Origin of the sequence: Nocardia sp. 852002-20019_SCH5090214 (genome assembly GCF_001665865.1) — a bacterium.
GTDB classification, from domain to species: Bacteria; Actinomycetota; Actinomycetes; order Mycobacteriales; family Mycobacteriaceae; genus Nocardia; species Nocardia nova.
In genome coordinates, this window is record NZ_LZMK01000261.1 from 1 (window position 1) to 19,212 (window position 19,212).

The 19,212-nt window shown below is 66.9% G+C and carries 22 protein-coding genes and 1 pseudogene; 10 read left to right on the forward strand and 13 right to left on the reverse strand.

All coding sequences use genetic code 11. From position 1 onward, the window contains the following. Window positions 1-692, reverse strand: a pseudogene (locus A5780_RS19870) (lipase family protein); the annotation flags it as partial. 859 nt (window positions 693-1,551) lie between these two features. On the opposite strand from A5780_RS19870, the gene A5780_RS19875 reads away from it, so the two are divergent. Beyond that, window positions 1,552-2,826 (forward strand): CdaR family transcriptional regulator, encoded by a 1,275-nt coding sequence (locus A5780_RS19875; protein ID WP_227463078.1) that lies wholly within the window; start codon window positions 1,552-1,554, stop codon window positions 2,824-2,826. 199 nt (window positions 2,827-3,025) lie between these two features. On the opposite strand, the gene A5780_RS19880 is transcribed toward A5780_RS19875, so the two are convergent. The 3 genes from A5780_RS19880 to A5780_RS19890 all read right to left on the reverse strand — a co-directional run bounded on the left by A5780_RS19880 (window position 3,026) and on the right by A5780_RS19890 (window position 4,963). Continuing rightward, entirely contained in the window at window positions 3,026-3,448 is a 423-nt protein-coding gene (locus A5780_RS19880; protein ID WP_064909226.1) for a VOC family protein, read from the reverse strand. Between the two features lie 52 nt (window positions 3,449-3,500). Next, window positions 3,501-4,247 (reverse strand): helix-turn-helix domain-containing protein, encoded by a 747-nt coding sequence (locus A5780_RS19885; protein WP_064909227.1) that lies wholly within the window; start codon window positions 4,245-4,247, stop codon window positions 3,501-3,503. A gap of 92 nt (window positions 4,248-4,339) precedes the next feature. Next, complete coding sequence (locus A5780_RS19890; RefSeq protein ID WP_197521807.1) at window positions 4,340-4,963, reverse strand: TetR/AcrR family transcriptional regulator; 624 nt, start codon at window positions 4,961-4,963, stop codon at window positions 4,340-4,342. Between the two features lie 189 nt (window positions 4,964-5,152). Between A5780_RS19890 and A5780_RS41980 the strand changes: the two genes are divergently transcribed. From A5780_RS41980 to A5780_RS19900, 3 genes are read left to right on the forward strand one after another with little or no spacing between them, the layout of a single operon-like run. Then, window positions 5,153-5,362, forward strand: coding sequence for a hypothetical protein (locus A5780_RS41980; RefSeq protein ID WP_231983017.1), 210 nt, complete (start codon window positions 5,153-5,155; stop codon window positions 5,360-5,362). Then, window positions 5,362-5,892, forward strand: coding sequence for a nuclear transport factor 2 family protein (locus tag A5780_RS19895; RefSeq protein WP_082976585.1), 531 nt, complete (start codon window positions 5,362-5,364; stop codon window positions 5,890-5,892). Before A5780_RS41980 ends, A5780_RS19895 begins: the two co-directional genes overlap by 1 nt. Further along, window positions 5,892-6,932, forward strand: a complete 1,041-nt coding sequence (locus tag A5780_RS19900; protein WP_064909229.1) for an MCE family protein — start codon at window positions 5,892-5,894, stop codon at window positions 6,930-6,932. Before A5780_RS19895 ends, A5780_RS19900 begins: the two co-directional genes overlap by 1 nt. A gap of 53 nt (window positions 6,933-6,985) precedes the next feature. On the opposite strand, the gene A5780_RS19905 is transcribed toward A5780_RS19900, so the two are convergent. Continuing rightward, a complete protein-coding gene (locus tag A5780_RS19905) occupies window positions 6,986-7,453 on the reverse strand; it encodes a MarR family winged helix-turn-helix transcriptional regulator (RefSeq protein ID WP_197521808.1) in 468 nt (155 codons plus the stop codon). Window positions 7,454-7,496: 43 nt separating this feature from the next. On the opposite strand from A5780_RS19905, the gene A5780_RS19910 reads away from it, so the two are divergent. Further along, a complete protein-coding gene (locus A5780_RS19910; protein ID WP_064909231.1) occupies window positions 7,497-8,408 on the forward strand; it encodes an alpha/beta hydrolase in 912 nt (303 codons plus the stop codon). 48 nt (window positions 8,409-8,456) lie between these two features. Here A5780_RS19910 and A5780_RS19915 read toward each other — a convergent pair whose 3' ends face one another. Then, window positions 8,457-8,876: a DUF1003 domain-containing protein gene (locus A5780_RS19915; protein WP_064909232.1), complete on the reverse strand. Its 420-nt coding sequence runs from the start codon at window positions 8,874-8,876 to the stop codon at window positions 8,457-8,459. A 476-nt stretch (window positions 8,877-9,352) separates the two neighbouring features. Between A5780_RS19915 and A5780_RS19920 the strand changes: the two genes are divergently transcribed. Beyond that, window positions 9,353-9,838 (forward strand): hypothetical protein, encoded by a 486-nt coding sequence (locus A5780_RS19920; RefSeq protein WP_156769573.1) that lies wholly within the window; start codon window positions 9,353-9,355, stop codon window positions 9,836-9,838. A 251-nt stretch (window positions 9,839-10,089) separates the two neighbouring features. On the opposite strand, the gene A5780_RS19925 is transcribed toward A5780_RS19920, so the two are convergent. Then, window positions 10,090-11,640 carry an MFS transporter gene (locus tag A5780_RS19925; protein WP_064909234.1) on the reverse strand — a complete coding sequence of 517 codons (1,551 nt, stop codon included), beginning with the start codon at window positions 11,638-11,640 and terminating at the stop codon, window positions 10,090-10,092. Between the two features lie 208 nt (window positions 11,641-11,848). Here A5780_RS19925 and A5780_RS19930 point away from each other — a divergent pair, with 208 nt between their 5' ends. The 4 genes from A5780_RS19930 (at window position 11,849) to A5780_RS19940 (ending at window position 14,953) form a co-directional block, all read left to right on the forward strand. Continuing rightward, window positions 11,849-12,460 (forward strand): TetR/AcrR family transcriptional regulator, encoded by a 612-nt coding sequence (locus tag A5780_RS19930; RefSeq protein WP_197521809.1) that lies wholly within the window; start codon window positions 11,849-11,851, stop codon window positions 12,458-12,460. A 330-nt stretch (window positions 12,461-12,790) separates the two neighbouring features. Beyond that, window positions 12,791-13,327, forward strand: coding sequence for a multicopper oxidase domain-containing protein (locus tag A5780_RS41985; RefSeq protein WP_231983018.1), 537 nt, complete (start codon window positions 12,791-12,793; stop codon window positions 13,325-13,327). A gap of 14 nt (window positions 13,328-13,341) precedes the next feature. Then, window positions 13,342-14,244, forward strand: coding sequence for a multicopper oxidase domain-containing protein (locus A5780_RS41990; RefSeq protein ID WP_231983019.1), 903 nt, complete (start codon window positions 13,342-13,344; stop codon window positions 14,242-14,244). Window positions 14,245-14,683: 439 nt separating this feature from the next. Then, the gene (locus A5780_RS19940; protein ID WP_063011965.1) at window positions 14,684-14,953 is read left to right on the forward strand and encodes a hypothetical protein; all 270 of its coding nucleotides are present in this window, start codon (window positions 14,684-14,686) and stop codon (window positions 14,951-14,953) included. 455 nt (window positions 14,954-15,408) lie between these two features. On the opposite strand, the gene A5780_RS19945 is transcribed toward A5780_RS19940, so the two are convergent. The 6 genes from A5780_RS19945 to A5780_RS19970 form a co-directional block, all read right to left on the reverse strand. Then, window positions 15,409-15,825 carry an arsenate reductase ArsC gene (locus A5780_RS19945; protein ID WP_064909236.1) on the reverse strand — a complete coding sequence of 139 codons (417 nt, stop codon included), beginning with the start codon at window positions 15,823-15,825 and terminating at the stop codon, window positions 15,409-15,411. A gap of 27 nt (window positions 15,826-15,852) precedes the next feature. Further along, complete coding sequence (locus A5780_RS19950) at window positions 15,853-16,395, reverse strand: three-helix bundle dimerization domain-containing protein (RefSeq protein WP_082976587.1); 543 nt, start codon at window positions 16,393-16,395, stop codon at window positions 15,853-15,855. Continuing rightward, the gene (locus tag A5780_RS19955; RefSeq protein WP_063011961.1) at window positions 16,392-16,826 is read right to left on the reverse strand and encodes a low molecular weight phosphatase family protein; all 435 of its coding nucleotides are present in this window, start codon (window positions 16,824-16,826) and stop codon (window positions 16,392-16,394) included. The genes A5780_RS19950 and A5780_RS19955 overlap by 4 nt, the downstream gene beginning before the upstream one ends. Beyond that, on the reverse strand, window positions 16,823-17,929 hold the full coding sequence (gene arsB / locus A5780_RS19960; RefSeq protein ID WP_063011959.1) for an ACR3 family arsenite efflux transporter: 1,107 nt from the start codon (window positions 17,927-17,929) through the stop codon (window positions 16,823-16,825). Before arsB ends, A5780_RS19955 begins: the two co-directional genes overlap by 4 nt. Next, complete coding sequence (locus A5780_RS19965) at window positions 17,926-18,195, reverse strand: metalloregulator ArsR/SmtB family transcription factor (protein ID WP_081879936.1); 270 nt, start codon at window positions 18,193-18,195, stop codon at window positions 17,926-17,928. Before A5780_RS19965 ends, arsB begins: the two co-directional genes overlap by 4 nt. A gap of 187 nt (window positions 18,196-18,382) precedes the next feature. Then, window positions 18,383-19,212: ArsA-related P-loop ATPase (locus A5780_RS19970; protein WP_156769574.1), on the reverse strand; the 830-nt coding region annotated here is incomplete at its 5' end.

Sequence of the window (19,212 nt, forward strand, 5' to 3'; positions counted from 1 at the left end):
ACCAGATTCACCTTCTGCGACCCGGTCGCCGCCAGCACCCGATCCACGAACTGCGCCAACTGCTTCGACGAATCCTGGATGTAGCCGGTGCCGTTGGTCCCCGGCAGCACCGACCCCAGACCGCCACCCTGGATCAGGTTCGACTTGCCGTAGTTGAACGTGAACACGCAGTAGCCGGCGTCGTGGATCGGCTGGCTGATGTAGGAGAAGTTGTCGTAGGCGTTCTCCCACGTCCCGTGCACCAGCACCACCGGCTCCGGATGCGCCGCAGTCGGTTTGCAGTTCCAGTCGTTGGCCCCCGGCGGCGCGACATCCGGATGCAGCAGCCCGTAGCCGAAGGCGGCCAGGAACGAACTCTGCGCCGGGCCGTAACCGACTGTGTCGCTGGAGGTTCCACCCGACGAGCCCGAACTCGAACCGGAACCGCCGTAGCAGTCACCGGAACCGTTGCCCGAGCCCGCGCCACTGCCCGAGGTGCACGCCGAACCGGTGCCCGAGCTGCCGCTGTCGGCGATCGCGTGGGCGGACGGATTCTTCAACCCGTGCGTGATCATCTCCGCGAGCTGCTGCTCCTGCTGTTGATCACCGACCGGGTCGGCGCCGGCGCCGACGCCGGTCAGCCCCACGGTGAGCGCGGCGGCCGCCGCGACAATGGCCGCACTCGTACAACTGCGGCGAATACTTTTCTTCATGGTGTTCCTGACATCGTCGAATTCGCTGCCCGGAAAGTCGCCGATCGACGTTTCCGGAATTCGCGAGCAAACGCTACGGAGACAATCGAGCGCGCGGCGACGGTTGTGGTGATGTCTTCATGGGTTCACGAAACTATTCAGGGACCGCCATGAATCCACACAGTCGATTCGTTCGGGGCCGGAGATATGGCGCGAGGGATATGCGAGGGCTTGCGGGAATTCGATGCTCACGGGTCGGACGTGCATTCTTTCCGGCGCGGTCACAGCTGCGACTCGACACCGGAAGTGAGATTCGATCGTGCTTCGGACGGCTCGGATCACTCACCGCGTCTCTGCACTCCGTGCCGGCACCGACCACCCTGCCCGCCGCCGAGGCCACCGATCTCGCAGCGGTCGCGGGATCGGCCACCCCCGAACGCATTTCGCGCGGGGTGGCGATCGATGCCGGTGGCCTGGTACCGATTCCGGCGCGACGCGGCCGGCCACGTGATTCGGAGCGGGCACGAGGCCTGCACCGACCACGGCCCGCCGGGACAACTGGGCACCCTGGACAACTGGACGCCGGGAGGCCGGACGCCGGGACGCCAGGGAGGCCGGGGGATGCCAGCAAGGCCGGGGAGGCCCGGACGCGAGCTTCGCGCCAAAAGTGAGCAGTGGGACAGTTATGCGCGTTCCGCACTCTCGAATTCGCCCGCAGTACGAGCATTTTCACACTTCAGAGCGCTGTCATATACCAGCAGCACGGTCCGCGAATCCGAGTAGAAGGTGAGCGAGGACTCGCATTAATCTTCGATTCCTGGACCGGCGGCAACATGTCGGCGGCCGGACACCACCCGCAGTCGTGACGAGGAGGTCACCCGTGACGATCCGATCAGCGCCGGAAACTTCGATCGCGCACGCCTCGAGCACCGGGCTCATCACCGCCGATGACACCGAACGCCTGGCCGATCTCCTGCTGTCGCATCTGCGCACGAAGATTCATCCCTTCACCGCGCTGCCTCGCCCACTGCTCGACGGGGACGTGAAGGCCGTGATCCGCGTGTGCATGCGGTGGGCGAGCGAACGCGGCAGCGCGCCCGCAACGGCCGACCCGGCGACGTTCTTGCAGGTCGCGGCCGCTCGATGGGCTCGCGCCGACCTGCCGGTCGAGAAGGTGCTGCACGCGATGCACGTCGCGTTCGCGGAAGCCCTCGAGGTTGTCGTCCCGCGCTCGGGCGAGCCGAGTGGCGCCCGCGTCATCGCGTGGACCACGGCCGCGGTGGAGTTGTCCGACCTGTGCACCGGGGCCATCAGCAGGGCGTACGTGCGCGAACTGAAAGCCGCCTCCGGCGACCACCACACCGCCGTGCACACGCTCACCTCGGCGCTGCTCGCCGGGCACGCGAGCTCGAAAGTGGCGCGGGAATGCGGCATTCCGATCGCCGACGAGTACTACGTGCTCGCCGTCCGGGTGGCCCCGCATCCGGACGAGAACCGCCCGGGTCTCGATCGGCACGTGGTCGCCGGCCGCAAGCTGCGCCGCATCCAATCGGCGCTGACCCGCCAATTCCAGGACCGCGCTCTGGCGATGCTGTCGGTGGACGGCGGGACCGTCCTGCTGCCCTCCGGCGTCTGCACCGAACCCGAACTCGCCCGCGCCGTCGAGGTGGTGGCCGACTATGCCGCCGCGCCGGTCACCGCGGTCGTGACCCGATGCGCCACCGAGGCCATCCCCGCCGCTGCGCGGCGAACTCATGAACTTCTCGACACCACCGAATCCCTCGGAATCGGCTCCGGACTACACAAATTCGACGACCTGGCGCTGCAATATCAATTGACCCGCCCCGGAATCGGCCGCCGAATATTGGAAAATCGCATCGCCCCGCTCGACGATCACCCCGAACTTCTGCGAACGCTGCACGTGTTCTTCCAGACCGATATGAATCGGCGGCGTACCGCACGGCAATTGAATATCCATCCGAACACCATCGATTACCGGCTCCGGCGAATCGGTCAATTGACGGGTTTCGACCCTTCCCGCAGCCAAGGTCTGTGGTATCTGCGTTCGGCACTCATCGCCCGCGCCGCCGGTACCCCGTTGACAGCCGCATCGGAGTTCCCGGCTCAGGCGGAACAGCCACGCCGCTCCGCCTGAGCCGGCACGCGCCGGGTGATCAGGCGCCGTGGTCGATGCGCAGCGTCATCAGTTCGGGCCAGATCTGCGACCAGGGACGAATCGGGCCCCAGCACAACGACATCCGGATGCCGTAGTTCACCCAGCTCACGCGCATCACCACACGGTTGCACAAGTTAGCGGTGCGCGATCTCCGGACCGGGCCTGACCGCCGCCGACGTCACCCCTGGGCGGTCGCACTGCCGTCGCCCATGGCGGCGGGATCGTAGGCCAGCAGTTCCCAGCAGTGACCGTCCGGGTCGTCGATCGCCCGGTTGTACAGCCAGCCCATGTCCTGGGCCTCCCGCGGTTCGGTGGCACCCGCGGCCAGCGCCGCGTCGGCGAGGCGGTCCACTTCTTCACGCGACCCGACGGCCAGCGCGTTGATCACCTCGATCGGACCGTCCGCGGTGTCTCGCTTGGTGAAGGTCGCGAATGTCTCGCGCGTCATCAGCTGCACCACGACCGCGTCGGCGAAGACCACCTGGGCGGAGGTGTCCCCGGTGAAGTCCGGGTTGATCGTTCCTCCCATCGCCGTGTACATCTTCTTGCTCGTCTCCAGGTCGGTGACCGGCAGGTTGACGTAGATCTGCGTGAATGCCATGACGTGCCTCCAAAAGTGTTCGGGTGCCGGGCTTCCGGCGTCACCGCACAATTTAGGGGCGCACCTCGACCTCGGTCTTGTACAGGAGCGACAGCATCTCCTCGTCGTCGGCGCGCCGCAGCTGGGACGCCGTGCGGCCGGTGAACCGCGTCAGCGAACGCGCCAGGTGTGGCTGGTCGTGATACCCCGCCCGCTGTGCGACTTCGACCGCCGGCACCCCTTGCCGCAGCAGCAGCACGGCCTGCCTCGCCCGCTCGATCTGCCGGATCGCACCCTGCGTCAGCCCGGTCGCCGCGGCCACCCGCCGCTGCACCGATCGCGGAGTGACCAAAGTGGTGCCATCACCGCGCAACACATCGGTGACCAGCGGATCACGCACCAGCAGTCCGGCGCGAACCAGGCGGTCGATAAAAACGTCGGCATTGTCGTAGGACGGGATTTCCCATTCCTCGCCCTGCAGCACGAACGAGCGGGCCGTGGTGTGCGGACTCGACACCGCGGTGTCGACCAGCCCCGGCACCGGCATCGGCGCGAGAAACGCGCCGTGCCGGAAGATGATTCCGAGCGTTTCCCCCGTACCCGGCCCCAGTTCCACCACCGTGGGGCCGGTCTCGGGTCCGCGGACCGAAACGTGCGTCTGCCCACCGTCGCGCCACACGACCAGCTCCCAGTTCGAATTCGCGACGGACCGCATCCGCGCCGGTACCGCCCCGGCGACCGGCCCGGCCCGATAGACCAGCTCGACATAGGCGGAATCGGACGGGCGCAGCTCGATACCATCGGCCGGTTCGAAGCTCACGGCCAAGAAGCTAACACGGGGCAGGCGCGCCCGAAGCCGGTAATCACGGCCGGCATGCGCAGCCGATCCCGAAGGACAAGGCGTGCGGTCGGTCAGCTTCCGAGGCCGACGCCGAGCAACGCGGTCACGATGCCGACACTGACATCGACGAGCCGGTCTCTGTCGATCGTCAGGTGCGCGTCGATCCATTCCAGGTACACAGCCGTCAGCGCGCCGGCCAACGCGGTGCCGATGGTGGCGAGGGCGGCGTCGCTACTGGCGAACAGTGCCTCGGCGCCACTGCCGAGAAGCGGCGCCACCGCCCGCACCGCCTCGGGTGTGCGCTCGGTGATGTGCCGACGCAGCATGTCGTCGGCCAGCGGCTCCCGCAGCAATACCCGCGCCCGGCGTGGATCCTCCTCGAAGAAATCGGCGCACGCTTCCAGCGCCGCCCGGATCGCCGCCTGCGGATAGGTACCGGGCGTGATTGCCGAAAGTCTTTGCCGCAGTTCGCCTTCGACGCGATCGTAGACGGCGGCGACGAGCGATTCGCGACTGTCGAAACTCTCGTAGAAGTAGCGAGGGCTCAAATTCGCCTGCCGAGTGACCGCGCGCATGGTGACCGCGCCGGCGCCTGCTGTGCCGAGCAGGTCGAAAGCGCAGTCGAGCAATTGCTCGCGACGTTCGCCCGAACGGTCCTGCAGCGTCTGGCCGCGCCAGAGTTTGGGAGCACTCACCGAACCATCCTCGCATCCGCCGCGGACACGTATTGACATCATGTGATTCTACATGAATCATATGATTCACCTTGACCGGCTCGGGATCGCAACGCCGTGAGCGATTCGTCGTTCATCGCGGTACCGAGATTCCTGGTGGTACCCGCCCCCGCTCACAGGAAGCGGCGGTGCATTTGTCGTGGTGAAAGGGTGTTCATGTTCAACGAGGAACAGTTTCAGCAGGCTCTGCGGCAGCCGCGGTTGTCGAAGCCGGTTCCGGAATTCCTCAATTCCAATCGGGCAGTACCGATCCGGGCGATTCCCGAAGCCGAGCTACAAGCCACCACCCTGCAGTGGTTCGAGGACTTCGAGCGCAAACTCGAGCTCTACAAGGCTTCGGCGTCGACGTCAGCTGGCTGATGGAGTGGGCGAAGAAGTACTGGTGGAGCTTCCTGGTGCGGGATATGAGCATCAACGACGAGCTCTACGCGCCCGACATCCGCTACACCGACGTCACAACCTTCGGACGCACCATCGTCGGCATCGACGAATTCGTCGAATACAACTTCGCCTTCTTCGACGCCATCCCCGACTGGCGCTACGACCCGCTCCCCGATCAGGTCTATCTGGATGTGACACCGGAAGGAACCGTGCGCACCGTCATCCGGTACATCGGTAGCGGACACTGGACCGGGCCGCTGCGGCTGTACCCCTACGACGAGTCGGCGCCGGTCATCTACGGCAACGGGCGTTTCATCCAGTGCCCAGCGGTCGACCGCTACCACTTCAACACCGACGGACTCATGGTGGAAGGCGAGACCCTCTACGACTTCCTCGACGCCACCCAGCGCGGCGGCATTCTGCCCCGAGACGACAGCTGGCAGTTCCGGGCACTGATGGCCGCGTCGAAGATCCCCGCCGTGCTGTCCCGATTCGGGAACAAGGCGTAATGGGCGGCCGGGGCGCGGGCCTGTCCAGGCCGTTGACGGGTTTCGGCGTGTTCGCCGTCGTCGCGGTCCTGGTGACCACGACGATCTGGAATACGCTCGCCCGCACCGTCTCCGGCCCCACCAACACCTATTCGGCGACCTTCGGTGACGTCCTCGGACTACAGGCCGGCGACGACGTCCGCGTCGCCGGTGTGCGAGTCGGCAAGGTCGTCACGATCGCGCTCGACCGAAACAACCACGCCACAGTCACATTCATCCTCCAGCGCGGGCAGACCGTCTTCGGCGACACCAGGGCATTGGTGCGCTACCAGAATCTGCTCGGCCAACGGTATGTGGCGCTCGAACCCGGCACCAAGGGCAACCCCGCCCCGCTTCCCGACAACGGTTCGATACCGCTCGAGCAGACCGAGCCGTCCTTCGATATCTCCGGTCTGCTCAACGGTTTCCAGCCACTGTTCGACACCCTGAACACACAGCAGGTCAACGACCTCTCCAACACCTTGATCCAGGCCTTGCAGGGCGACGGCGTATCGCTGAGCAGCTTCATCACCCAGGCAGTCGCCCTCGCCGGCGATTGGCAGCGACGCGACGTCATCCTCGCCGACGTGATCACCCAACTGTCCACGGTCATGCAACGACTGGCCGCACGCGGCGGTGAGTTCGAAACACTGGTCACCCAGACCCGCGCGCTGATCGGCGGCCTCTACGACCAAGGCCAGGCCCTGCAAACCAGCACCACCCGGATCGCGAAGACCACCTCCGCCATGGCCGGCATGTTCACCCAGGTCGAGCCGAAGATCACTGCGGCACAAAATGCGACCACCAACGCCCTCGCCGTCCTGCTGGCCAACGGCGCCGGACTCGACCGCACCGCGGTGGACGCACAGAACATCTTCGCCGACATAGGAAAATTCAGCAGCGACGGCACCTACGGCAACGGCTTCATCTGCAGCCTCGACATCTCCCTCTACGGCGTGCTGCTCCCCCGCGGCCTCATCTCCCAGATCGGCGGAAATTCCCACTCCGCCACCTGCCGCTGACGCACGCTGCGGGGGTGCCGCGGTCGCGCCATTGCCGTCGAGGGTGATGTCGATCAACCGGCGGGCGTGCCGATCTGGTTGCGCTCCAACGTAACCCGTAGTTCCGCGATGGCGCGGACGGCGTCGGGGGAACCGTCGACAATGTCGCCGATCAGCTCGGCGAGGCCGGCCGCGACCGTCTGCTCCGCCGCGTCGAACAGCCGCGCGCCGTCGGCGGTCAGGGCCAGCAGCGAGGACCGGCGATCGGACGGATTCGGTTGCCGCACAACCCATCCCCGTGCCTCCAGACGGTCGACGCCCTTGCTGGTGGCACCGACTCCGATGGCGAATTCGGCGGCGAGGTCGGCCACGCGCGATCCCGGGCGATCACGCAGGAAGCGCAGGAACTCGAACTGTGAGGTGACGATCCCGTGCCGCTCGCGCAGACGGTCGTTGAGGGCGTTGTACAGACGCGTCTCGCACCGCACCAAGTCGGCGAAGAAGCGTGTGAGGTCGACGTCACCGCCCGATTTATATTCCACGGCATATAGTGTAACGGAATCTACTTCCGGGAGGAGCACAACCATGAGTGAGCAACAGCGGGCCCTCGTCGACGCGATGCTGCGGCAGCCGCGGCCCGCGGGCACCCGGTCCGTCGAGGCGCTGCGCACCGGCTTCGCGACGCTGATGGCCCGGATGATCGTCCCGGCCGACATCCACACCGCGCCGACGACGCTCGGCAACCGACCCGCACTGCGGGTCGAGCCGGACGACGAGCCCGGCGCCGCGACGATCCTGTACTTCCACGGCGGCGGCTTCGTCTTCGGCTCCCCGGAGACCGCGCTGTCGCTGACCGGACATCTCGTGGCCAAGACCGGCTTCGCGTCCTACTCCCTGGACTATCGGCTCGCACCCGAGCACCCGTTCCCGGCCGCGATCGAGGACACCCTCGCCGCCTACCGTGCCCTGCTCGACACCGGAATAGATCCTTCGACCATCGCTTTCGCCGGGGACTCGGCAGGCGGCGGCCTCACTGTCACCACCTGTCTGGCCGCCCGCGACGCGGGCCTGCCGCTGCCCGCCGCCATCGTCGCGTTCTCCCCCGGCCTCGACGCCACCCGCACCGGCGACAGCATGCGCACCAAGGAAGACGTCGACCCGATCTTCACCCGGCAGGCCGTCGAACACACCGGAGCTATGTACCTCGCCGGCGCCGACCCGCATCAACCCCTGCTCAGCCCCGCCGTCCTCGCCGACCTCACCGGCTTTCCTCCGATGCTGATCCAGGTGGGCACCAACGAGATCCTGCTCGACGACTCGACCCGCCTCGCCGCGCGGGCGCGGGCGGCGGGAGTGGACGTCATCCTGGACGTCACCGCCGACGTGCCGCACGTGTTCCAGGCCTTCGCGGGCATGCTCGACGAGGCGGACGAGGCGCTCGACCGCGCGGCCCTGTTCCTCACCCAGCACACTCACACCAGAGCACCGGCACACTGATCAGCGAACGATCAGGTCAGCGCAGCCTCACGCAAGACGGCTGCGGTATCAAGGCTTCTCGGCGCCGCCGGATACCTTCTCGTCGATGATGATCCTGCGATGCAACTCGGTGGTCATCTCGTGAATCGCACGGGTGAGTTCGGTATTGGTCTTGAGTTCCAGCTCTTCCTCGGCGAAGTCGTGGTCGGCTTTCAGCTGCTGGAACTCCGCCGCGCGATTCTGCCCGATCATGACGAACGTCGACAAGAAGATCGCCTCCAGCGACACCACGAGCGTCAGTGTCGGCCACGGGCTGTCCTCACAGAGAAGCATCCAACCGGCGAACCCCGCCGTGTGGAGATAGACGAACGGCATCGACCCGGCGAACCGCGTGATCCAGTCGGCCGCCCGCAGCTGCCAGTTGTCTCTCCGCTTGGCCCGGAAGTCGACCACAACGGGATGCTGGTCGCCACGCGGTGGCTGTGACATGGAGAGCTCCTCTGCGAAATCAGGCGATGGCGGCCGCCTCCGAATGCTATCGGCGCCCGGCGAATGCTGTGACTCAGCCAAAAGCTCCGGCCCGGCCGCCGGCAGCCCAGATCGCCGAGTCCGTCGGCATGGGCCCGAACTCGAAATGCTCACCGAAGCCACCGGCAAGCACGTCGCTGAACTCCTCAGCGACGTCCGGGGGGCCATCGAAAAAAGCTGATCACTCTCGTGCGCGTCTGGTTCTTCGAGGGCCGGCTCCTACGTAATTTGAGCTCATGGAAGACGAGACCCCTACACCGAGGATTCCTCCAGAATCCGCCGGTCCGGCCGAACCTTCGGTCCCAGCGTCCTCGTTCGACTTGGCAGCACTTCAGCGCGATCTACGGATCGCGACACGAAGCGGACGATATGCACTGATCACCGCGGTCGCTGCCGCTGTGATCTCGGCTGGGATATCAGCGTGGGCATCCACCAGTGTGAGCAACTCCGAGATGAGCCGACAGGAGCACTTCACCGCAGCTCAGGCGGTGCGGAAGGATCGTCGTGAGGTGTACACGCAGTACGTCACTTCCTTCATGGACCTCGACGGCCAGCTGACGACAATCAGTGCCGCATTGAACGCCCATCCACCGGACCGTGCCGCTATCGCAGCGGAAATGAACAAACTTCCGCAGTTCATGCAATCGCATCTGCGCGCGGAAGCCGCAGTGCGGATCGTGGGCAGCGAGATGGGTCCCCTCCTCGCCCGCCGCGACCGCGCGCTGACAGCCATGCAGGCCGAACCCGGCTCCTCCTTGGCGGTAGTCCGAAGCTACCTCGATGATCATCCGGGTGCACTCACAGACGACGACGAGTGGCGCCGAGTCGCGACCGTAGGGATCACGGCGATCCAGAAGCTCCTGAACGACACCAGCATCGACGAGATCGCTGAACGGGCGCGGGCAGACCTGGGATCTGGATGATTCGATGCCGACGGCGCAGTGAACACATCGGCCCGATTCGTCAGCTACCGCGATAACGGCGGCGCACTACCGTGACCTGGGTCGTGGATCAGCGAATCCGAACACTCTGCTTGTCGGGTGGCTGCCTGGTGTGTTGAAGGGCGACATGTCAGTTCGTGCCGAAGGGGTAGGTGGCACCGGAGTTGGTACGTCCGGTTTTCGGTCGTGTGGCAGGGATTCTGTGGTGGCGAATCGCCGTGAAGCGTTGCCGCTCAGGCGTTGTCGTGGTTTGTGGCCGTTCGATGGGGTCGTCCGGGCGCCCAGACGGTGAGAGCGATCGCGGTGATGAGGGTGAGGGCGGCGAGGGTGAGGGCGGTGAGGTGGAGGCCGTGGAGGAATGCGGTGCGGGAAACTTCGAGTAGTGGTTGTGCTCGGGGTCCTACTCGGTCGGCGAGTTGTGTTGTGGCGGCGAGGGAGTGGGCCAGCGGGGTGCGTGCGGGTTCGGGGATGTGTTCGAGGGTGGGGGTGATGGTGGACCGGTACCCGGCGGCGAGGACGGTGCCTGCGATGGCGATGCCGATGGCGGCGCCGATCTCGCGGGCGGCGTCGTTGACGGCGGCGGCGACGCCGTGGTGGTCGGTGTCGGTTTCGGTGATGATGGCTGCGGTGGCCGGTGCGGCGGCCAGGCCGAGACCGAAGCTGATGACCAGCAGTGGAACGAGAACTCCCGGATAGCCGGAGGCGGGTGTTTGTCGGCTCATCAGCAGTAGTCCGGCGGTGAGAGCGATGAATCCTGCCGTGGTGGGCAGACGCAGTCCGTAGCGGGCGGCGAGTCGCGGGGAGAATATCGACAGGGCGACCACGCCGGCGCCCATGGGCAGGACTGCGAGTGCGGAGCCCAGTGGGCTGTAGCCGAGCATCAACTGCAGGTATTGCACGTTGATCAGGAACAGCCCGAAGGTGACCAGGAATTGGATCGTGATCGAGACCGCACCGGCGGAGAATCCGCGCCGGGCCAGCAGCCGCAGTTGCAGCAGCGGTGAGCGCACCCGCAACTCGGTGACGACGAAGGCCACCGCGGCGACCGTGGCCCCGGCCATGGCGGTCAGGATCCAGCGGTCGCCCCATCCGCGATCGCCGGCGGCGATGAGTGCCCACACCAGCATGCCGATCGCGGCGATCGAGGTGATCGCTCCGAGTGGATCCAGCCGAATCGTGGTTGCCGCTCGCGATTCCTGCAGTGAGAACGCTGCCGCGAGCAGTATCACCGCTGCGACCGCGAGTCCGCTGAAGATGGACTGCCACGACCAGTGCTGCAGCAACAACCCGGACCCGACCAGGCCCAGCATGCCGCCGACGCCGGCGAATCCGGCCCACATGCCGATCGCCCGGGGTGCGGACCGCTCGGGGAATCCCGCGGTGATCAACGACAAGGTCGACGGCATCACCATCGCCGCCCCGGCGCCGGCCACCACTCGAGCCGCGATCAGGCCGGCCAGTGCCGAAGTGAACAGCGGAACGGCGGAGGCGATGGCGAATACCCCGAGCCCGGCGATCAGTACCCGGCGGCGGCCGTAGCGATCGCTGATCGAACCCGCGGGCAAGACCAGACAGGCCAGGGCCAGGGTGTAGCCGTCGACGATCCAGGTCGCCTGCACCTGCGTGGCGCCGGTGTCGGTCGCCAGCGCGGGCAGCGCCGTGTAGAGGGCGGCCATCGCGGCGATGACCAAGGCGACCGCCAGGCACGACACGACCACGGTGCGCCACTGACACCCCGACCATCGGAGCACCTGTGTGTCCGCTTCCTGCGTGAGTGACGCCATTCCGGTCTCCGTTCACAGCTCAGCGGCGACTCGGGAGCAAGGCGCCGCGCACAACTCCACCGTGGCGGCGCGGAAGTCTCACGGACAAGACATGCGAACGAAGTCGACACATACGGGCGTGCCCGGCGCGACTCGCTCGTCTCACCACTATCGACCGACGTGTGGTTTTCCCACCGTCCGTCGGCCGGTGTCGTCTCATACTGAGACGATGGGCATGGACTGGCTGCTGGCCACCGATCGGCACGATCGCGCCGCCGACCACATCTACAGCGCTGCCACACACCTGATCATCAGCGCGGGGTTCGACAACCTGACCGTCGATTCCGTGGCCCGGCGAGCCCACTGTTCGCGAGCCACCGTGTACCGCCACACCGGCGGCGTCGCCCACCTGCGCGAAACCGTGCTCGCCCGGGCCGCCACCAGCATCATCGAGAAAGTCGGAGCCGCGATCGCCCGCCGCAGCGGCACCGACCGTACCTACACCGCGCTCACGGTCGCGTTACGCGAGGCCCGAGCCGAACCGGTCGTCACCGCGTTCCTGGGATCCGAGCACGGTCCCCGCGCTGTCACCGGGTTCTCCGAATCACCCGCGCTGATCGCGCTGGTGGCCGACCTGTTGGGCACCGACCCCGACGACGCGCTCGTCGCGACCTGGTTCATACGAACCATGGTCTCGATGCTGCTGTGGCCGGCCCACCCCGACACCGAAACACAACTGCTGCAACGATTCCTGATCCCCAGCCTCGATGCCCCGCCCCGCGAGGCACCACCGGCGACAGCTCACGGCACGAGTGTCTCCGGCGCGGCACCGGGCAAATAGTCGTAACCCGTTACGCGGACGATCCCGAATTCTCTGCGCAGCAACGGTTTTCGCTCACTACAGCGGCGCGTACACACATGCGTTCGCTGCCGCCTCGGCCGGCCGAGGCGGCCACGACAAAGTGGGCACCTGGCCCACCGCAGAGGAAGATCCGATCAGCTCGCTGCAGAAGATTTCAGCGATGGGCCGCACGAAAATGTCAGCGGAACGCTGTGTTCCGACCACGTCCGAACCGGCGGTTGTGGCTGCTACGGTGCCGGGCCGTGCGCGATATCGTGGTGCGACATCGGTTCCGATATCCGGAAGAGGGCGGCAGTCGAGGTGAGGCGGGTGAACCGGCGCGAGTTCTTCGGTATGGCCGGCGTGGCGGTAGCAGCCGGGGGCGCAGCAGTGGTGGCGGGATGCAGCCGGTCATCAGGACCGGGCGAGGCTGATTACACGCTGCGTATCGGTCGGGGGCAGGTGGAGGTGGCGCCCGGTCGTTCGGTGCCGGCCACGCTGTACAACGGGCAGTTCCCGGGCCCGCTGCTGCGGTTCGCCGAGGGAAAACCGGTGGTGGTCGACGTCCACAACGACACCGGCACCCCGGAACAGCTGCACTGGCACGGCCAGACGGTGCCGGTGGAAGTCGACGGCTCGGGCGAGGAGGGCACACCGTTCATCCCCGCGCACGGGATGCGGCGGTTGTCGTTCACGCCCGGTCCGTCGGGCCTGCGGTTTTATCACACGCACCTGATCGCCGGCGCGAACCTGGAGTTGGGCCAGTACAACGGCCAGGTCGGACCCGTTACATCGAGCCGAAGCAGAATCCCGGTGCCTACGACCGGGAAGTCATCCTCACCCTCAAGGAGTTCGGTCCCACACTGAGCCAGGACGGGGACATGGCCGCGAACTTCCTGGCCGGTGAACCGCTCGCGGACCTGCGCGATCGAGGCGAAGCGGCGATGGCGGCCTCGCTCGCGTCGGGCCGCCCGCACGGGTACGAGGTCGGCTACGACACCTTCACCATCAACGGCCGCATGCTCGGCCACGGCGACCCGATCCGGGTCAAGGAGGGCGAACGGGTGCTGCTGCACGTGGTCAACGGCAGCGCGACCGAGAACCGCAGCCTCGCGCTGCCCGGGCACACCTTCACCGTGCTGGCACTGGACGGCAACCCGGTGCCGAACCCGGCGCGGGTGCCGGTGCTGTGGCTCGGTGCCGCCGAACGTGTCTCGGCGGTGGTGGAGATGACCAACCCCGGCGTCTGGATACTCGGTGACCTGTCCGACGACGACCGCGCCAACGGCATGGGCATAGTCGTCGAATACGCCGGCCGCGCCGGTGAGCCGCAGTGGGCTCCGCCGCCGCCGTTCACGTGGGACTATCGCCTGTTCACCCGGCCCGCCGCGAGCACGGCGTCGCCGGATCAGCAGATCGAGCTGCTGATCGAGAAACGCAACGCCGACCGTGACGCGTTCAACGTGTGGACTCTCAACGGTGCCGCGTTCGACATGAACACCGGCGCACCGGCGTTCGACTTGGCGCGCGGACGCCGGTATCGGTTGCTATTCCGCAATGCCACCGACGACATCCATCCGATTCACCTGCACCGCAATACCTTCGAGGTCACTCATATCGCCGGGACACCGACCGCGGGGTTGCACAAGGATGTGGTGATGCTCGGCGGCTACCAGGAGATGGCGATCGATGTCGTCGCCGACGAAACGGGGGCGTCGCTGCTGCACTGCCACCAGCAACTGCACATGGACTACGGGTTCATGGCCTTGCTGCGCGTGAGCTGAGCACGCCGGGCCGGCATCGCATCCAGTGACCCGGGGCCAAGCCCGACCCACAGCAGAACACCAACCCGAGCAGCATCGTGAAACCGGTGCGGGCGCGTGCTGCGGTCACGGCGTAGATCCGCCCTGCACCCATCGGTGCGGCTACACCCCAGGGGTATGCCGCCACGGGTTCCAGGATTCACTCGCCATTTCGTCACCGGTCGCCGACCCCACGCACAATCCGGCGGCGAAGCACACATTTGTCATCATGCGTCCCCAACCCTGGAGGTGATGCGGTAAAACTATTGGCGCAGACCTTCTTTCAGCTGGCCAGCCGCGATAGTGGGCCAACGGCTGGGGCAGGAATGTGGCGGCGGGCCAGTGTGCGGTCTGTTCGCCAGGTCGGGGCACACAGACGCGAACCATGCGGGTGTTCGCGCCGCGCAGATCTGGAGAACAGATGTTCACGATGGAAACCGCCACCAAGTACGTCACCGGCCTCATCGAGTCCACCGGCGCCGCACTGGCCACCGACTTCGACGTTCCCGCCATCGTCGACACACTGCACCGCCTGGTCGAGGACTGGGACTTCGACATCATCGACCGGCGCACCTTCTGGGCCGTAGTCGCCACCCACATCCTCGTGCCTCGCGCCAACTCCGCGACTCACACCGGCTCCCCCGTTGCGTCGCTCGCTCTCGTGAAGGATCCGATGCCGGTCACTCAGTGACCCCAGCCAGGGTGATCACGCCGACCGGCCAGCCGGCGTGACCACCCTCGCTGGGCCGCCGCGAGCTCTAGCTCCTCCCGTGTAGCCCGGTGCTTTCACCTCCACACTGCCCCTGCGGAGACGTCGGACCACTGCCGGCCATCGTGACGGTCCGGCGGCACAGCTTCCCGTTCGCCCACACGATCGATGACCGTCTCCTACGGTCGGCCACAGGGCCCCGGCGGACCGAGCCGCCGGGGCCCTCATTCGCGCCTGCAGCACCCGCCGCTACGCGAGCGTGAATCCGGTGCCGCCGTTGCCGATGTAGATCAACTCCACACCCTGAGTGTGGTCACCCGGGATCAGTGACCCGAACACCCCGCTGCGGGGGTGGCTGCCCGGTGCCGGTATGCCGAACTATCAAAACGTGTCGAATAGGTCGTCGGTACTGGGCCGAGCTTTGAGGGTCGTGTTGGTCAGTTCGTGGTGTATGTGGGGAGCAGTTCGGCGATGAGTTGTTCGATGTGGGTGCGGATTTGGTCGCGGATGGGTCGGACTGCGTCGATGCCGAGGCCGGCGGGGTCGTCGAGTTTCCAGTCGCGGTAGTCGACGCCGGGGAAGTAGGGGCAGTTGTCGCCGCAGCCCATGGTGATGACGATGTCGCTGGTTTGGACGGTGTCGGGGGTGAGGATTTTAGGGGTTTGGGCGGTGATGTCGATGCCGATCTCGGCCATGGCTCGGATTGCGGCGGGGTTGATCGTGTCGGCGGGTTCGGTTCCGGCAGAGCGGACTTCGACGCGGTTGCCGGCGAGGTGGGTGAGGAAGCCTTGGGCCATTTGCGAGCGTCCGGCGTTGTGGACGCAGACGAACAGGACGCTGGGGGTGGATGCCATGACGGGGCAGAGCCTTTCGAACGTTGGTTAGTTGGTGAGGTCGAGGTCGGCGATGAGGGCGCGGACGCATTCTTCGATGGCGTCGCGGATGTCGCGGATTGTGGCGGGGTCGGCGCCGGTGGGGTCGGGCAGGTCCCATTCCTCGCAGCGGCCGCCGAGGATGGTGGGGCAGGCGTCGCCGCAGCCCATGCTGATGACGATGTCGGCGGCGTGCACGATTTCCTCGGTCCAGGGTTTGGGGACTTCCCGGGTGATGTCGATACCGACTTCGCTCATGGTGTCGATGACGCCTTGTTCGATGCGGTCGCCGGGGGTGGTGCCGCCGGACCAGCCGGTGGCGCGGTCACCGGCGAAATGGGTGAAGAATCCGAGTGCCATCTGAGAGCGTCCGGCGTTGTGGGTGCACAGGAACGACACCGCGGGTGCTCCGGTGCCGGGGTGGCCTTCGATTTTGGCCAGCGCACGTAGGCGTTGGCGGGCGAAGCGTTCGGCCAGCGGCGGCAGGTAGCTGACGACGGTGGCGCGGGCGGCGAGTTCGTCGTAGGAGGAGTGCAGGAACCGGTCGATCACGGTGCGCTCCGGGCGGTGGTGAGTTCGGTGTGGAGGGAGTTGACGCGGTCGGCGATGTCGTCGCGGATCAGGCGCATGCGGTCGATGCCGTCGATGCCGCGGTGGGAGGGTTCGTCGGTATCCCACACCAGGATCCGCACCCCCGGCGGCGGGTCGAGGCGGGCTTCGCGGCCGAGGATTACCACGGTGTCGATGCGAGCGAGCAGCTCGGGATCGACAGGTTTGGGGTGTTCGTCACCGACCTCGACAACTGCTTCGGCGAGCACCTGCACCGACAGCTGATTCAACGCGGAGCCGGGGTCGGTTCCGGCGGAGTGAACCTCGATCGTGTCACCGGCGTGGTGGCGCAGGAGCGCGGCGGCCATCTGCGATTTGCCGCTGTTGCGCACGCACACGAACAGCACCGACGGCACCGGCAGGTCGTCGGTCACCGCGAAACCCCTTCGGCCACATCCGCGGCGGCTGTGTCGGTGCGGAAGAGGCGGTTGCGCAGGGCGAGGGAGACATAGACGAGGCCGACGAGGACGGGGACTTCGATCAGCGGGCCGACGACTCCGGCGAGGGCTTGGCCGGAGGTGGCGCCGTAGGTGGCGATCGCGACGGCGATGGCGAGTTCGAAGTTGTTGCCCGCGGCGGTGAACGCGAGGGTAGTGGTGCGTTGGTAGCCGAGGCCGATCGTGCGGCCGTAGAGGTAGCCGCCGCCCCACATGATCGCGAAATAGGCGAGCAGCGGCAAAGCGATCCGCGCGACATCCCATGGCCGGGAGGTGATCTGGTGGCCTTGCAGGGCGAACAGGATCACGATCGTGAACAGCAGCCCGTAGAGGGCCCAAGGCCCGATCCGCGGGAGGAGTTTCGACTCGTACCAGTCGCGGCCGCGGGCTTTCTCGCCGAGGCGGCGGGTGAGGAATCCGGCGACCAGTGGGATGCCGAGGAAGATCAGTACCGATTTCGCGATCTGCCACGGCGAGGTGTCGATCGTGGTCTGCTCCAGGCCGAGCCATCCGGGCAGGACCGACAGGTAGAACCAGCCGAGCACGGCGAACATGACGACCTGGAAGATCGAGTTCAGCGCCACCAGGACGGCGGCGGCTTCGCGGTCGCCGCAGGCGAGGTCGTTCCAGATAATCACCATCGCAATACATCTGGCCAGGCCGACGATGATGAGCCCGGTGCGGTATTCGGGCAGGTCCGGCAGCAGCAGCCACGCCAGCGCGAACATCAGCGCGGGCCCGATCAGCCAGTTCAGGATCAGCGAGCCGATGAGCAGGCGGCGATCACCGGTCACGGAGTCGAGGCGGTCGTAGCGGACCTTGGCCAGCACCGGATACATCATGACCAGCAGCCCGATCGCGATCGGCAGGCTGATCCCGTCCACCTCGACCGCCGACAACCCATCACCGAGTCCGGGGATCAGGCGCCCGAGTAGCAGGCCCGCGGCCATGGCGACGCCGATCCAGACGGGCAGGAACCGGTCCAGGGTGGACAGTTTGCCCACCACGGCGGGGTGGGCAGCCTGTTGGGTGGTGCTCACGCGGTCATCTCCAATCCGGCCTGGCGGCCGAGGACGAGCGACAGCCGCTCCAGCGCTTCGGGCACGATGCGGTAGTAGACCCAGGAGGCGCGGCGTTCGCTGGTGACCAGCCCGGCCTCGCGCAGCACCTTCAGGTGATGCGAGATGGTCGGTTGGGTGACGTCGAGACCGTCGGAGACGTCACACACGCACGCTTCCCCGCCGGCGCGTGCGGCGATCGCCGAGAGCACGCGCAGCCGCACCGGGTCGGCGAGGGCTTTGAACATCACGGCCAACTCGGCGGCTTCGCCGCTGGTCAGTGCACGGCCGATGGTTTCTGTGGCCTGGCATCCGGCCTGTTCGGCGCCCGGCGCCGTGACATCCACCCGTTGATTAGACACACATCGATATTGACCGAGATCGATATCGAGGGCAAGTGAACTCTGGGTGACACCTCCGGGCACCAGGACGCGGTTACCCGGCTGCGGTGCGGGCGGGGCGGGTGAGTGCGGCGAGTGCGGGGATCCCGACGGGTTCTTCGGCGAGTGCGGGGATGACCGCGTATCGGTCGGTGTAGGTGGTGGCCTTGTGGATCTGGTCGAGTTCGGCGGCGGCGCGGCGGCGCAGCAGCGGGTCGGTGGGTGCGGCAGCGGCGAGGCTGTTGTCGATGACCCACGCCCACGGGTGGATGCCGGCGCGTTCGAGGTCGGCTTGCAGCTCTGCGGCCTCGAGGACCGGGGTGGTTTCGGGCAGGGTGATCAGCAGAACTTTCGTGGCCTCAGGGTTTTGCAGCCGCATCAGCGGGGTGACGAATCGGGTGCCCGGCGCCATCTGGCGCACGATGTCGCGATGGTAGGAGCCTGTGGCGTCGAGCAGCAGCAGCGTGTGGCCGGTGGGGGCGGTGTCGATGACGACGAACCGGCGCCGGGATTCGGCGATGACGTGTGAGAACGCTTGGAAGACAGCGACTTCGTCGGTGCACGGTGAGCGCAGATCCTCGGCGAGCGCGGCGCGAGCGGCCTCGTCGAGGCCCGCGCCCTTGCCGGCCATGACCCGGGCGCGGTAGTCGGCGACCGCGCGGGCGGGATCGATGCGCGAGACCTGCAGGTGTTCCAGGCTCCCGGCGACGGTTTCGGTGAGGTCGCCGGCGGGGTCGGTGGTCGACAAATGCACATCGTGGCCGCGCTCGGCCAGCGCGACAGCAACCGCGGCGGCCACGGTGGTTTTACCGACCCCGCCCTTGCCCATGCACATGATCAGGCACGGTCCATCGCGTTCGATCTGCTCGATCAGCCCGGCCAGCG